Origin of the sequence: Streptomyces sp. NPDC101234 (genome assembly GCF_044767525.1) — a bacterium.
GTDB lineage: Bacteria > Actinomycetota > Actinomycetes > Streptomycetales > Streptomycetaceae > Streptomyces > Streptomyces sasae.
Genome location: NZ_JBIWOA010000034.1, coordinates 76,651 through 91,383, shown reverse-complemented (window position 1 = coordinate 91,383; position 14,733 = coordinate 76,651). Strand labels below are relative to the sequence as shown.

The 14,733-nt window shown below is 71.2% G+C and carries 11 protein-coding genes; 2 read left to right on the top strand and 9 right to left on the bottom strand.

Going from position 1 to position 14,733, the window contains the following annotated elements:
- Position 1: 1 nt before the first annotated feature.
- The 5 genes from ACIRR9_RS42975 to ACIRR9_RS42955 all read right to left on the bottom strand — a co-directional run bounded on the left by ACIRR9_RS42975 (position 2) and on the right by ACIRR9_RS42955 (position 7,287).
- On the bottom strand, positions 2–1,327 hold the full coding sequence (locus ACIRR9_RS42975) for a wax ester/triacylglycerol synthase family O-acyltransferase (RefSeq protein ID WP_403764092.1): 1,326 nt from the start codon (positions 1,325–1,327) through the stop codon (positions 2–4).
- 147 nt (positions 1,328–1,474) lie between these two features.
- Entirely contained in the window at positions 1,475–3,796 is a 2,322-nt protein-coding gene (locus ACIRR9_RS42970; protein ID WP_403764090.1) for a GH92 family glycosyl hydrolase, read from the bottom strand.
- A 196-nt stretch (positions 3,797–3,992) separates the two neighbouring features.
- Complete coding sequence (gene glgC, locus ACIRR9_RS42965) at positions 3,993–5,213, bottom strand: glucose-1-phosphate adenylyltransferase (RefSeq protein ID WP_403764088.1); 1,221 nt, start codon at positions 5,211–5,213, stop codon at positions 3,993–3,995.
- 116 nt (positions 5,214–5,329) lie between these two features.
- Positions 5,330–6,481, bottom strand: a complete 1,152-nt coding sequence (gene glgA, locus ACIRR9_RS42960) for a glycogen synthase (protein WP_403764132.1) — start codon at positions 6,479–6,481, stop codon at positions 5,330–5,332.
- Positions 6,482–6,519: 38 nt separating this feature from the next.
- Positions 6,520–7,287: a (2Fe-2S)-binding protein gene (locus tag ACIRR9_RS42955; RefSeq protein ID WP_403764130.1), complete on the bottom strand. Its 768-nt coding sequence runs from the start codon at positions 7,285–7,287 to the stop codon at positions 6,520–6,522.
- A gap of 232 nt (positions 7,288–7,519) precedes the next feature.
- Here ACIRR9_RS42955 and ACIRR9_RS42950 point away from each other — a divergent pair, with 232 nt between their 5' ends.
- Positions 7,520–8,650 carry a DMT family transporter gene (locus tag ACIRR9_RS42950; RefSeq protein WP_403764086.1) on the top strand — a complete coding sequence of 377 codons (1,131 nt, stop codon included), beginning with the start codon at positions 7,520–7,522 and terminating at the stop codon, positions 8,648–8,650.
- A 187-nt stretch (positions 8,651–8,837) separates the two neighbouring features.
- On the opposite strand, the gene ACIRR9_RS42945 is transcribed toward ACIRR9_RS42950, so the two are convergent.
- Positions 8,838–10,004: a transglycosylase family protein gene (locus ACIRR9_RS42945; RefSeq protein ID WP_403764084.1), complete on the bottom strand. Its 1,167-nt coding sequence runs from the start codon at positions 10,002–10,004 to the stop codon at positions 8,838–8,840.
- Positions 10,005–10,356: 352 nt separating this feature from the next.
- Here ACIRR9_RS42945 and gndA point away from each other — a divergent pair, with 352 nt between their 5' ends.
- Positions 10,357–11,796, top strand: coding sequence for an NADP-dependent phosphogluconate dehydrogenase (gene gndA, locus ACIRR9_RS42940; RefSeq protein ID WP_403764082.1), 1,440 nt, complete (start codon positions 10,357–10,359; stop codon positions 11,794–11,796).
- 829 nt (positions 11,797–12,625) lie between these two features.
- Here gndA and ACIRR9_RS42935 read toward each other — a convergent pair.
- The 3 genes from ACIRR9_RS42935 to ACIRR9_RS42925 form a co-directional block, all read right to left on the bottom strand.
- Entirely contained in the window at positions 12,626–12,970 is a 345-nt protein-coding gene (locus ACIRR9_RS42935; RefSeq protein WP_403764080.1) for a GNAT family N-acetyltransferase, read from the bottom strand.
- A gap of 21 nt (positions 12,971–12,991) precedes the next feature.
- Positions 12,992–13,411, bottom strand: a complete 420-nt coding sequence (gene panD / locus ACIRR9_RS42930) for an aspartate 1-decarboxylase (protein WP_403764078.1) — start codon at positions 13,409–13,411, stop codon at positions 12,992–12,994.
- A 611-nt stretch (positions 13,412–14,022) separates the two neighbouring features.
- Positions 14,023–14,592: a TetR family transcriptional regulator gene (locus tag ACIRR9_RS42925; protein WP_403764076.1), complete on the bottom strand. Its 570-nt coding sequence runs from the start codon at positions 14,590–14,592 to the stop codon at positions 14,023–14,025.
- Positions 14,593–14,733: the final 141 nt, after the last annotated feature.

Sequence of the window (14,733 nt, the reverse complement as noted above, 5' to 3'; positions counted from 1 at the left end):
CTCACTGGTCGCAGACCGCGATCAGTGAGTCGACCTCGTCGGTCACCGCGCGGGCGAGTACGTCGAGGTCCGGGACGGCGGATGCGTCGGCGACCAGGCCGTAGTGGACCTGGTTGCGGTAGGTGGAGATGGCGACGGCGAGGGACTGGCCGGGGGCCAGCGGGGCCAGGGGGTAGACGGCGGTGAGCGGGTCGCCGCCCAGGCGCAGGCCGAGGCCGGGCAGCGGCACGCTGGTGACCAGGATGTCGAACCAGAGCCGGGCGGCCTGGCCGACGAGCGGTCCGCCGAGCCGGTGCCCGAGCGCCGGCACATGGTCGGCGAGCAGGGCGACGGCACCGGCGCCCCGGTTGGGGCCGGCGTCCTTGTTGCGGACCATCGCCGTGCGGACGCGGTCGAGGCGGGCGAGCGGGTCGGGGTTGTCGACCGGGAGCCGTATCAGATAGCCGGAGAGCCGGTTGCCCTGTGGGGAGGCGGCGCGCGGACGGCGCTTGGAGACGGGGATCAGGGCGCGCGGGGCGACGCCGTCGGTGCCGTCGCCGCGCTCCTCCAGCCAGCGGCGCAGCGCGCCGGCGACGACGGCGATCAGGACGTCGTTGACGGTGCCGCCGACGGCCTTGCGGACGCGGTGCACGTCGTCGATGTCGAGGTCGACCCCGGCGATGGAGCGGGTGCCGGTGGGCGTGGACTTCAGCGCGGAGGACGAGCTCACGCCGAGGGCGGACAGGGCGACCGAGGCGCCGATGTCCAGGGCCCGGCCCACGTCCGAGAGTGCGCCGCGTACCAGCTCGGGCACCCTGCGTACGTCGGGCAGCGCGAGCATGGGGCGCGGCGGCTCGATCGACCGGGGGGTGCGCTCGGGCAGGTCGAGCGGGTCCATGACACCCGCGGCCAGTTTGAGGGCGCGCAGTCCGTCGGCGAGGGCGTGGTGGAACTTGAACAGCACCGCGAAGGACACCCCGTCCTCGCCGGGCAGCACATGCGCCTCCCAGGGCGGCCGGCCGCGCTCCAGCGGGCGTTCCATCAACCGGCCGGCGACGGCGTGGAAGTCGGCCGTCGGCGCGTGCAGCCGGACGTGGTTGAGGGAGTCGAAGTCCGGGTCGGTCTCGCGGGCTGCGCCGCCGAACGCGAGCGGCTGCCAGACGTCGCGGATACGCATGCGCAGTCCGGGCACGGCGGCGGCCCGGGCCGCGAGCAGATCGGCGGCGTGGGCGCCGGCGGTCGGCGAGTGCGCCGAGAAGACGCCGAGCGCGCCGAGGTGCATCGGGTGCCGGTCGGACTCGATGTTCCAGAACGCCAGGTCGAGAGGAGCGAGCAGGTCAGCAGTCAAGGGGCTTGCCTCGCGTCGACGAAGGTGTGGATGAGCAGTCAAACGCCGACACCTGATTACGGTCAAGTACGATCACGCTACGCTCAGTTAACAGCAGATTAAGTCCCGCCTCCTCCGAAAGAGGCGGGGCTCAAGGGACACCTGAGGTCATCTCAGCGCCGGTGGCGCCGCCTCGGGTGACGTACCCCACCCTGACGGGCGCGGGCCGACCGTGAACGCCAGTGAGCGCAGGGAACGCAGGGAACCCGTCGTCAGATAGGTCCGGCCGTACCCCTTCCCGTCGGTCCGGGCCCGCTGGATGTAGCGGGCGGCGGCGGAGGTCCCGGGGGCCGTGACCGTGAAGCCGCCGCTCGGCCAGTAGCGGCGGTCCAGGCGGACGTCGATCCGGTCGAAGACGGGCGTGGACAGTCCCCAGGTGTCGTATCCGGGCTGGACCGGGAAGAGCCCGATCGACGACAGCACGTTCCAGGCGGACATGGTGCCCAGGTCGTCGTTGCCGGTCATCCCGGTCGGCCCCTCGGTGAACAGGGTGAGTGCCGCGTGCACCACGTCGGTGGTCTTCCAGGGCTGGCCGGTGGAGAGGTAGGTGTAGGGCGCGATGAGGTCGGGCTCGTTCATCGGGTTGTAGACGGCCGCGTTGTAGTAGGCGTACGCGTTGCCGTGCACCCACACCTGGCGGGCGGTCTTCGCGGGGTCGGCGAGCAGCTTGCCGTACGCGAAGAAGGAGTCGAGCCGGGCGTTGGTGGCACGCTTCCCGCCGATCAGGGAGATCACGCCGGGCAGGTCCTGCGGGACCAGCCACTGGTACTGCCAGGCGGTGCCCTCGTGGAAGCCGATGCCACGGGCCGGGTCGGGGTTCCCGGTGAAGACTCCGGAGGCGTCGCGGGCGCGGAAGAAGCCGGTGGAGGGGTCGAAGACGTTGCGGTAGTACTGGGCCCGGGTGGCATAGCGGGCCGCGTCCGCGCCATGACCGAGCTTCCGGGCCATCTGGGCGAGCATCGCGTCGGAGAGGGCGTACTCCAGGGTGACGGAGGCGCCGTGGTCGTAGTCGGAGTCGCCGACCTTGGTGTGCGGACGGCCCTTGACGTACGGCGCGAAGCCGTTCGCGAGGTACTCGGCGTTGGCCTCGCGGCCGACCCCGGCGTTGGCGGCCGGCGGCACGCCGTCGGCGTTCTTCTTCAGCGCCCGGTACGCCCGCTCCTCGTACCCCTTCAACAGGCCCATCTGGTAGGCGGTGGTCAGGAACGGGGTGACCGGGTCGCCGGTCATGATGTTCGTCTCGACGGTGGCGTAGCCCCACTTGGGCAGCCAGCCGCCCTCCTCGTCGATCTTCAGCACCGACAGCGCCATGTCACGGGCCTCGCGCGGAGCCAGCAGCGCGAGCAGCTGGGCCTGGGTGCGGTAGGTGTCCCAGAGCGACCAGTTCTGGTAGTAGGTGAAGCCCTTCGCACGGTGGATCCGGCGGTCCCAGCCGGTGTAGCGGCCGTCGGCGTCCCCGCCGACGGTGGGCGCGAGGAAGGTGCGGTACAGGGACGAGTAGAAGGTACGGCGGAGGGTGGCGCTGCCGCCCCGGACGTGTACGCCGGCGAGCCGCCGCTCCCAGGCGTCCCGGGCCTGCCGCCGCACGCTGTCGAACGAACGTCCGCCTTCGGCACGCAGGTTGACCTCGGCGCCGTGCGCGTCGACGTACGACAGGGCGGTGGTCGCCTCGACCGTACGGTCCCGGGTGGTGTCGAAGCGGACATAGGCGCCGTCGGTTCCGGTGCGGGCGCCGGGGGTGACCGCGGTGCCGTGCCAGGTGCCGTACGCCGTGAACGGGCGGCTGAAGCGGGTGACCGTGTAGACGGTGTAGGGGGCGGTGTCCCGGCAGAATCCATGGCCGGTGATCTTTGTGCGGACGGTGTGGTCGTCGAGGATCTCGACCTTGCTGCTCACCGGTTTGTGCAGCGCCTGGGCCGCGTTCAGCAGGACGTTCGCCTTGGTGGTGGCCGGGAAGGTGTAGCGCTGCACGCCGGTGCGGGCGGTCGCGGTGAGTTCGGCCCGGACTCCGGAGTCGAGGCCGACGCGGTAGTAGCCGGGGCTCGCCGCCTCGCCGGTGTGGCGGAAGCCGGCGGCGTACTTGGCGTAGTCCGTCTGTGTGACGTACCCGGTGGTGGGCAGCACGGGCAGGTCGCCGCCGATGGCGCAGCCCACACCCGAGAGGTGGACCAGGGAGAAGCCGCGGATCCGGTTCTGGGAGTAGTCGTAGCCGGTGCTGTGTCCGGTGTCCGGGGAGAGCTGCACCATGCCGAAGGGCACGGCCGCGCCGGGGAAGGTGTTGCCGTCGTCCTGGCTGCCGATGAAGGGGTCCACCAGGTCGGCGAGGTGGCCGTCGGCCGGTTCGGCGGCTCCTGCGGCGGGGGCGGTGAGCAGCGCGGACGCTGTCAGCACCCCGGCGAGGCACAGCCGCGTGCGCCGGGTCCCTCTCATGTCGGATGACCTCCGAAGTTCGACATCGCTGTCTGCATCGTGAGGGGGGAAAGCCGAAAAGCCCCGCAAATAGGGGTTTTCACGCGCGGCGCGTCGCACAGGAGTCAGGCCCGGCGCGGGAACAGCGCGCCGGGCCCGTGACGATGGGGACGGTGAAATCGGACGTAGTGGGGTTGTGAAACCGGACGTGGCGGGGCTACGAGACCAACTGCCCCTTGCCGAGGCCGATCACCCCGCCCTTGGAGACGGTGTAGAGCTCGGCGTCCCGCTCCGGGTTGACGCCGATGGTCGCGCCGGGCGGGACCTCCACGTTCTTGTCGAGGACCGCGCCGCGCACCACCGCACCGCGCCCCACGACGACGTTGTCGTGCAGCACCGACCCCTGGACCACCGCGCCCGGGTCCACGCGTACGCCCGGTGACAGCACGGACCGGGTGACCTGACCCCGGATCAGGCAGCCCGCGCTGATGATGGACTCGCTCGCCATGCCGCCGGCGTTGAAGCGGGCCGGGGAGAGCTGGTTGGAGTGGGTGTAGATGGGCCAGCTGCGGTTGAAGAGGTTGAAGGCGGGCCGCTCGGCGATCAGGTCCATATGGGCGTCGTAGTACGCGTCGAGGGTGCCGACGTCGCGCCAGTAGCCGCGGTCGCGGCTGGTCTCGCCGGGCACGTGGTTGGTGCCGAAGTCGTAGAGCTGGGCCTCGCCGCGGGCGGTGAGCTGGGGCAGGATCGAACCGCCCATGTCGTGCACCGAGTCGTCGTCCTCGGCGTCCCGGTGCAGCGACTCGACCAGGGCCTTGGTGGTGAAGATGTAGTTGCCCATGGAGGCGAACACGGTGTCGGGGGCGCCCGGCAGCCCCGGCGGGTCGGCCGGCTTCTCCAGGAAGGTCTCTATCGTCTGCCCGTCCGAACCCGGGGTGATCACACCGAACGCGGAGGACTCGGCGCGCGGGATGCGGATGCCCGCGACCGTGACCCCGGCGCCGCCCTCGATGTGCTGCTGGAGCATCTGCCGCGGGTCCATGCGGTAGACGTGGTCGGCGCCGAACACCGCGACGTACTCGGGCTGTTCGTCGTGGACGAGATTGAGGGACTGCAACAGCGCGTCGGCGCTGCCCAGGTACCAGCGCGGACCGAGCCGCTGCTGGGCCGGTACCGGGGTGACGTAGTTGCCGAGCAGACTGGACATCCGCCAGGTGGTGGTGATGTGCCGGTCCAGCGAGTGCGATTTGTACTGGGTCAGCACGCAGATGCGCAGCACATCCGCGTTGACCAGGTTGGACAGAACGAAGTCGACCAGGCGGTATGTCCCGCCGAAGGTCACAGCTGGTTTGGCACGGTCGGCGGTCAGCGGCATCAGGCGTTTGCCTTCCCCGCCCGCGAGCACGATCCCGAGTACCGAAGGTCCACCACGACGCATGGCCGCTCCCCTCACCCTGGTGCTCCATCCTTGCCCTCGGAGCAATCCCGCTAAGCCTGCATCGGGATCTCGTCGAACAGGCGGCCTGTTAGTTACGCCTGCCTGTGAATCTCTGGTTACGACGGTTTCAGGATCTCCTCGTAGAGCCGGACCGTGCGCCGGGCCACGGCGTCCCAGCCGAACTCCCCCACGGCGCGCTCCCGTCCGGCCTCGCCCATCCGCCGGGCCGTCTCCCGGTCGCCGACGATCTCGTCCAGCGCCCGCGCCAGCCCCGCCTCGAAGTCGTCGTCGAGATCGACCAGCAGGCCCGTCTTGCCGTCCTCGACGACCTCCGGGATACCGCCGACCCGGGACGCGACGACCGGCGTACCGCAGGCCATCGCCTCCAGGTTGACGATGCCGAGCGGCTCGTACACCGAGGGGCAGGCGAACACGGTGGCGTGCGTGAGGAGTTGGATGACGTCCGCGCGCGGCAGCATCTGCGGGATCCAGAGCACGCCCTCACGGACCCGGCTGAGCTCCTCGAAGAGCTCGCGGAACTCCCGGTCGATCTCCGGGGTGTCCGGCGCCCCGGCACACAGCACGACCTGCGCCGCCGGGTCGATGTCCCGTACCGCGCGCAGCAGATGGGGCACACCCTTCTGTCTGGTGATACGGCCGACGAACAGCACGTACGGGCGGCCCGGGTCGATACCGATCCGGGCGAGGACGTCGGTGGAGCGGTCGGGCCGGTAGAGGGAGGTGTCGATGCCGTTGTGCACGACGTGGACCTTGGCCGGATCCAGCGCCGGGTAGCAGCCGAGGATGTCCGCGCGCATGGCCCCGGAGACGGCGATCACGGCGTCGGCCGCTTCGATGGCGCTGCGTTCGGCCCAGCTCGACAGGGCGTATCCGCCGCCGAGTTGCTCGGCCTTCCAGGGGCGCAGCGGCTCCAGCGAGTGCGCGGTCACCACATGCGGGACGCCGTACAGCATCTTGGCGACATGGCCGGCGAGGTTGGCGTACCAGGTGTGGGAGTGCACCAGTTCGCGGCCTTCGAGGCCGGCGGCCATGGCGAGGTCCACGGAGAAGGTGCGTAGCGCGTCGTTGGCGGTGTCCAGGGCGGACCAGGGGCGGTGCCGGACGACGCCGACCCCGCGGCCCTCGCCCCAGCAGTGCACCTCCAGGTCGACCAGGGGCCGCAACTCCCGGGCGAGGAACTCGACATGAACACCAGCACCGCCGTAGACGTCCGGGGGGTACTCCCGGGTCAGCAGTCCGACTCGCACCCGCAACCCCTCGCTCTCCACGCCCGGTTGGTCCATGGTCACCCAGATGCGGCGCGCGGGGAAGAGCGCGGGGGTTGTGTGAAACAACAGTCACCGCAGACCCCGCCGCCCGGTACCCGGTAGTAGAGGCAGCAGCTGCGCCGCCGGAAGGCCGGGCCGGTGCGGGTGCCGGTGGCGCTCAGCAAGGGGTGCGCGAAGAGGGCGGCGGTGAGGGTACGGGTCCGGTGGGCGACGTCGGTACGGCCGTGAGCGCGCGCCCAGCGGTCCAGTTCGCGGGCGGCTCCGGCCAGCGCGGACCCCGCGTTGCCCCGCAACAGGCCGCCGGCGACACCGTAGCGGGCCCGCAGCGCCTCCCCCAGGGGTTCCAGATGGCCGTGGACGACGGCGTCCACGAGCGTGGCCGGTTCGGCGGCCCCGGGCAGCGGGCGTACCACTGCGAGCCAGAGGTCGTCGGGGGCGCCGGCGCCAATGTCCCAGTGCAGCAGCCGGGCGTCCAGGTCGGGGAGGCGGCCGTACCGGACGGCGCAGCCGAGCGCCACGGACCAGAGCCGGGCGGCCAGCCCCTGCTGGGCGATGGAGGCGGCGACCCGGGGCTCGGACGCGCGCAGACGCTGCTTGACCACCTCCACGCGGCACGTCACCACATCCCGTTGACCATCCGATATCTCTGTTCCATAGGCCTGTGCGAGGGTCGGCAGCCCGTCGATGCGCGGCCGCGCCGGGCCTCCGGCCGCCGATCGGGCCGTGCGCAGGACGAAGAAGCCGCCGAGCGGCCGGAGCGCGGCGAGGTCGGGGTCCAGTTCCAGGTCCACGAACAGCAGTAGTACCAGGAGTTGGGATTCCGGCTTCCCGGCCCTCCACCCTGCGTTACCCACCCTGGGGATGATCAGGGGCCTGCCGTACTCCATCGGTAGTACGACGCATTGGGTGCTCAGGTACGACGACGGGAAGCAGCGGGGCGGGCAGAGTGTTGCTCATGGAAGCCGACCGATCACCGCACGGGACCAAGAGGCCCTGTCCGACGCAGAGGAGCCGTACATGAGCGCCCTCGCGTTGTCCGTGCTGCTGTCCATCGTGTCCGCCGTCGCCTACGCCGGCGGAGCGATCGTGCAGGAGCAGGTCGCGGTCTCCTCCCCCGCCGAGCAGTACGCGCCGCTGCGCCGCCCGAGCTGGTGGGGGGCGATGGCGCTCAACAGCCTCGGTGGCCTGCTGCACGTCGTGGCTCTGGCCTACGGCCCGCTGAGCCTGGTCCAGCCGCTGGGTGCGCTCACCATCGTGTTCGCACTGCCGATGGCGGCCCTGTTCGTCGGCCGCCGGGCGGGTGCCACCGCCTGGCGGGGCGCGATCATGGCCACGGTGGGGCTGGCCGGTCTGCTCTCCCTGGTCGGCTCCTCCGACTCGCACGCCCTCGACTCCGCCGGACGGATCGGCGTCGCGCTGGTCACCGGCGGGGCGGTCGTCGCGCTGATGATCGCGGGCCGGGCCGCGCACCGGCACCCGGCGGTGCGCAGCGTGCTGCTCGCGACCGCTTCCGGCATAGCCTTCGGCATGTCCTCGGTGTTCACCAAGGTCGTGGCGATCGACTGGGACGGCGGCATCGCCACGGCCGATGTGCTCTGGCTGATCGTGATCGGCGCCTACGCCGTCGCCGGCGTCCTGATCTCCCAGGCCGCGTACCGCGGTGGCGGCCTCGCCGCGCCGCTGGCCACTCTGACGGTGGTCAACCCGGTGCTGGCCGCCGCGGTCGGCATCACGATGTTCGGCGAGACGTTCCGCTACGGCGCCACGGGCACGCTGCTCGCACTGGGCTGCGGTGTGGTGGCGGCGGGCGGCCTGATCCTGCTGACGACCGAGCGCATCGAGCGCACCCCGCACCCGGTGGAGCCGGAGCCCATCACCGGGGCCTCGCCCGAGCCGCTGGTGGAGGCGCTGGTCGAGCTGGCGGAAGCCGGTCTGGCGGATGCGGATGCGGATGCGGCGGGAGTCCGGTCGGCGGCCACCCGTGCGACGCTCGCCGAAGCGGTGGAGGACGAGACGCGCCCGTCGCTGCTCCAGATGCCGCAGCAGCGCACCGCGTCCGCGGCGGAGGTGGCCGACGTGCTGCTGCCCGCCGCCGACTATGTGCACGGCCCACTGGCGGACCGACACCGCACACGGGTCAAATCCTGACGACCCATCGGGCCGCGGGACGAGGCTCGGTTCCCGACACGGGCCCGAGCCGGGACACGATGGCCGGTTCCCGACGCCTCCCCGGGTCGGGAGCCGGCCGTCGGATCCGGACGGCGGCCGGGAGCCGACGTTCAGACCGTGAGACTGCCGGCCCGGGGATCAGACCGTGACACCGCCCGCCCGGAGATCAGACCGTGACGCCGCCGGCCCGGAGATAGGCGAGGGGGTCGATGTCCGAGCCGAATTCGGGCCCCGTCCGTACCTCGAAGTGCAGATGCGGGCCCGTGGCGTTTCCGGTGGAACCCGAGCGGCCGATGCGCTGGCCCGTGGACACGCTCTGTCCGTCCCGCACGGAAATCGCCGACAGATGGGCGTACTGCGTATAGCGCCCGTCGGCGTGCCGGATCACCACCTGGTAGCCGTACGAGCCGCCCCAGCCCGCGGTGACGACCTCGCCGGCCTCGACCGCCTTGACGGAGGTCCCGGTGGGGACGAGGAAGTCGACGCCGGTGTGGTAGCCCTTCGACCAGTGCGAGCCGGACGCGTGGTACTGCGTGCCGATGGGGGCGTCGACCGGCGCGACGAGCGAGTGCCCGGAGTGTGTGGAGGCCTTCCTCGCCTCGGTCTTCTCCTTCGTTCTCGCCTTGTCCTTCGCCTTCGTCTTCGTCTTCGTGGTGGCCTTCTTCGCCGACGACTCGGCCTTCGCGGCCTTGCCCGTCAGGCTCAGCCGCTGGCCCGGCAGGATCAGGTCGGGGTCGGAGCCGACCGTGGCGCGGTTGGCCGCGTACAGGCGGTGCCAGCCGCCGGCGACCTCGTGCTCCTCGGCGATCCCGGAGAGCGTGTCACCGTGCACCACCGTGTACATCTCGGCCTTGCCGGCCCGGGACTGCGGTGTGGTCTGCGGCTGTACGTCCCGTACCGAGCTCTTGGCGGGGCGGGTGTGGGCGCTCTCGGTGTGCACGTCTGGCGTGCCGCCGCCGCGGGTGAGACCGGCCCGCACCGAGCAGACGGGCCAGGCGCCCGGTCCCTGGCCGTCGAGGACCTTCTCGGCGACGGCTATCTGCTGGTCCCTGGTGGCCAGGTCGGCGCGCGGCGCGTATCCGGTGCCGCCGTAGGCCTCCCAGGTGGACTGGGTGAACTGGAGCCCGCCGTAGAAGCCGTTGCCGGTGTTGATTCCCCAGTCGCCGCTGGACTCGCAGGCGGCGACCTTCTCCCAGGTGGACACGGAGGCCGCGTCGGCGCTTGTGGCGGCGGCGAGCGGGATCGCCAGCCCGGCACCGCCCGCCGTGACGGTGAGCGAGGCACGGTTGATCCTGTTGGGCTGGTACCGGCGGTGCCGGCCGCGTTCGGCCATGTCTGATGCCCCCTCGCCACGCGCGTCAAGAAGGCCAAAAGTAAGTGCCCCGAACAGGCCATGACAAGACGGCAATCAGCCGCCTCGCGCCCCTCCACGCACGGCCGTCACGCGCCGAACCGGCACAGTGGGGAAAGGAGTTGACGCGAGGTCAATCCCGCAGGCCCCGCAGCGTCTCCGTGAAGCGTTTCGCGAGGTTACTGAGGCGTCGGCCCGTCCGGTCCGTATCTGCAAGTGCGGCCGGTCGGACGGCGGGTCAGGATGGCCTTTGGGCAATACTGGCGGTCATGAGCGGCGGCAGCATCCCTTGCACGTGCTATGGGATCGACTTGATCTTTGAGGAGCAGGCGGTATGAGCACTTCGGCGCAGATCGGCGTCACGGGTCTGGCGGTCATGGGCCGCAACCTCGCCCGGAACTTCGCGCGCAACGGCTACACGGTGGCGTTGCACAACCGCACGGTGTCGAAGACACACGAGCTGGTGGAGAACTTCGGGGACGAGGGCGACTTCATCGCGGCCGAGACCGCCAAGGAGTTCGTCCAGGCGCTGGAGCGGCCGCGCCGGCTGGTCATCATGGTGAAGGCGGGCGGTCCGACGGACGCGGTGATCGAGGAGTTCGCGCCGCTGCTGGAACCCGGTGACATGATCATCGACGGCGGCAACGCGCACTTCGCGGACACCCGGCGCCGGGAGAAGGCGCTGCGCGAGCAGGGCATCCACTTCGTCGGCATGGGCGTCTCCGGCGGTGAGGAGGGCGCGCTGCACGGACCGAGCATCATGCCGGGCGGCCCCAGGGAGTCGTACGACTCGCTCGGCCCGATGCTGGAGAAGATCTCGGCGAAGGCGGCGGACGGCGCGCCCTGTGTGACGCATGTCGGCCCCGACGGTGCCGGGCACTTCGTGAAGATGGTGCACAACGGCATCGAGTACGCCGACATGCAGCTGATCGGCGAGGCCTATCAGCTGCTGCGCGATGTCGCCGGGTACTCCCCCGCGCAGATCGCGGACATCTTCCGTACCTGGAACACCGGCCGGCTCGATTCGTACCTGATCGAGATCACGGCCGAGGTGCTGGCGCACGTGGACGCGGCGACCGGCAAGCCGTTCGTGGACGTGGTCGTGGACCAGGCGGAGCAGAAGGGCACCGGCCGCTGGACGGTCCAGATCGCGCTCGACCTGGGCGTGCCGGTGTCGGGCATCGCCGAGGCGGTCTTCGCGCGGTCCCTGTCGGGCCACGCCGATCTGCGGGCCGCGTCCCGCGAGCTGGCCGGTCCGAAGCCGACGGCGCTGTCCGAGGCGGAGGCGGCGGCGTTCGCGGACCGGGTGGAGCAGGCGCTGTACGCGTCGAAGATCGTGTCGTACACGCAGGGCTTCCACGAGATCCAGGCGGGCAGCGACGAGTACGACTGGAACATCGACCTCGGTGCGGTGTCCGCGATCTGGCGGGGCGGCTGCATCATCCGGGCGGCGTTCCTGGACCGGATCCGTGCGGCCTACGACGCGCGGGCGGACCTGCCGAGCCTGCTGTCGGACGAGACGTTCGCGCGAGAGATCGCGGCGGCGCAGGACGACTGGCGCGAGGTGATCATCGCGGCGACCCGGGAGGGTGTGGCGGTGCCCGGTTTCTCGGCGGCGCTGGCGTACTACGACGCGCTGCGGGCGGAGCGGTTGCCTGCGGCGCTCACGCAGGGGCAGCGGGACTTCTTCGGGGCGCACACGTACCGGAGGGTGGACCGTGAGGGCGCGTTCCACACGCTGTGGGGCGGGGACCGGAGCGAAGTCACTGCGTGAGCCCGGCCGTTGGCTGGTGAGGGGTGCGGGGAGTTGCGGATTGCGCAGTTCCCCGCGCCCCTCGGGTGCGTGAGGGCCGCGCACGTCGGTTCGGTGCGGGTGCGCGGTGGTTCTTGCGCAGTTCCCCGCGCCCCTGAGGTGCGTGGGGGCCGAGCACGTCGGTTCGGTGCGGGTGCGCGGTGGTTCTTGCGCAGTTCCCCGCGCCCCTGAGGTGCGTGAGGGCCGAGCACGTCGGTTCGGTGCGGGTGCGCTGTGGATCTTGCGCAGTTCCCCGCGCCCCTGAGGTGCGTGAGGGCCGAGCACGTCGGTTCGGTGCGGGTGCGCTGTGGATCTTGCGCAGTTCCCCGCGCCCCTGAGGTGCGTGAGGGCCGAGCACGTCGGTTCGGTGCGGGCCCGTCGTGGGATTTTGCGCGGTTCCCCGCGCCCCTGAGAGGTGAGTTCGATCAGGCGCGTTTTGAATGTGCTGCCTGTTGTCGTCAGGTCAGGGGTGGGCCAGGTTCCGGGGCAGGTGTTGGTTCCGGACCCGGGGGGATCGGGGACGGTGAGGGGTCCGGGGGCTGCGGGGGCGGGGTGGGACCTGGGCCCGGGGGTGGTGGGGTGGGGGTCGGGTCGGGGCCCGGGGGTGGTTCGGGGGTGGGTACCGGGCTGGGGTAGGGGTCCGGGGGGTGTGGGGTGGTCATGGTGTCCTCCGGCCAGTGGCTCGACGTCGCCTCTGGGGGCCTATTGCCCCACGTACCCGACCAGCGCTCGCGCACTCCCCCGGGTGGCCGCACCGCCCGTACTGCCGCCGTCAGGGCCGGGCGCGGCCACCGCCGGCAGGTGCGGCTGCTCAGAAGCGGCCGGGGTGGGCGATCAGCCACTCCTTCGCCGCGCGCAGCAGCTCGGGGTCGGCCGCCGGGGCCGCCTCGGGGTGGCGCTCGGCCCACCTGACGACGTACGGGCAGAGCGGGGCCACCACGATGGACTCACGCTCGGCGATCGCGTACAGCTCACGGGCGAGGGAGCCCGCGATGCCCTTCCCCTCGTGCTCCGGTTCCACGATGGTGTGGACAGGCACGAGGGCCCGGGAGGGCGACTCCAGCACGAAGTACTCGACATGGCCGACGACTTCGCCGTCGGCGACCGCTTCCAGACGGCCGGCCTCCCGGTCGTCGCGGATCTCGATGTCGCTCATGTCGCCCTCCTGGTCCGCCGGTCAGGCCGATACGGCCTGCGGGCTGCGCTCCTGGTCCGATCCGGGGACCGGCTCGGACGGGTCGGCACCGAGGGCCACGACCCGGTTGCCGTGGTCGACGTGCACGACCCGCGGCCGAAACGTACGTGCCTCGGCATCGGTGACCTGAGCGTAGCTGATGATGATCACGAGATCGCCGGGATGGACGAGGTGGGCGGCCGCCCCGTTGATCCCGACGACCCCCGAGCCCCGCTCGCCCTCGATGACGTACGTCTCCAGCCGGGCGCCGTTCGTGATGTCGACGATGTGGACCAGCTCGCCGGGCAGCAGGTCCGCGGCGTCGAGGAGGTCCGCGTCGATGGTCACCGATCCCACGTAGTGCAGGTCGGCCTGGGTGACGGTGGCTCGGTGGATCTTGGACTTGAACAGAGTACGAAGCATTCAGAACTCCCGGAATTCGCTCCCTGCCTGCTTTGTGCAGGTCAAGGGCTGTTCACTCAGCTTATAGCGGGCCTTCCCCACCTGACGGCCCCCGCTGGGGGGTGGACTTGCGCTGACCGCTTGCCGAGTTTTCTGACAGGTCGCCAGTCGAAATTGCACAGACTTGTCGCAGCCAGGGTATGGACCGGAGCCGGGAAGCCGCACCGAGATCCTGGTCACGTCGTGATGGGACAAAACCCACGACTCCTCGGCCCACTACTGCCTGGCCGGCGTCTTCGCCCTCGGCTTCCCGTCGGGTCGAGCGTGGACGCCGCGGACGCCGCCGCCTCGCCGGAGGTGCCGTCACCGGATTTCCCGTACGCCGCAACGGTCGGGTCCGGCGTCGTAGTGCCTTGTCCGGATCATCCGGGACGACACCGTGCCTCCCGGCCGCGCAGCCGAGAACGGGCGTACGGCCGGTACGCCGACCTCGGCCGGGGCCCCCGGAGCCGCGCCGATGGTGACCGTCGGCCGCATGCCCGCTCGGCCCCTGAGGCGATGCGCCGGAAACCCGGACCGGACGCCGCCTTCGGGGTGAGCTCCGCGATCAGTGCCCGGGCGGGGGCACAAGTTCAGTCGGCCGCCGCGACCGCACCCATGATGAGGCGGCGAGCGGCCGCGTCGGTACGGGCGACGTCATGGGTCACCAGGCGGTCCTGGCACAGACCGCGCAGGCCGGAGACGAGGAGTGTGGCCCCGGTCCGCGCCTGTTGCGGCGAGTGCCCCAGCCGGACGTACGCCGCGGCGATGGGGCCGACCATGGCCTCGACGGTCTCGGCCGCGATGCTGCCGTACTGCCCGGGATCGGTGGCGGCCAGGCTGAGCAGTTGCAGCAGCATGCGGATCGGCCCTGCCTGCTCCCCTACGGTCATCGCTTCCCACAGGGCATGGGCCGCCTCGCACAGTTCCGCGGTGTCACGGACGTCGTCGAACATCGCGTGGGCGTCGGGACGGCTGGCGGCCAGCGCCTGGGCCAGCAGGTTCTCGCGGCTTCCGAAGTAGTACAGAAGCATGCGCTTGGTGGTGCCGATCGACTCGGCGAGCGGACTCAACGACATCTGCGCGACGCCGTGGTGCTGGAGGTGGTGCACCACCTGCTTCAGCAGTTCGGCGCGCTTTTCGGCATTGACGGGGCGAGGCACGGCTTTGACTGTACCGACCGGTACGAGTACGGTCCAACCGATGTAGATGTGCCGATCGGTACGTTTATCGAAGGGCGCCATGGCGATGGCCGGGCGCGGGCGGCCGAGAGGAGCGCCGTGAAACTGGTTGGACCGCGGGTG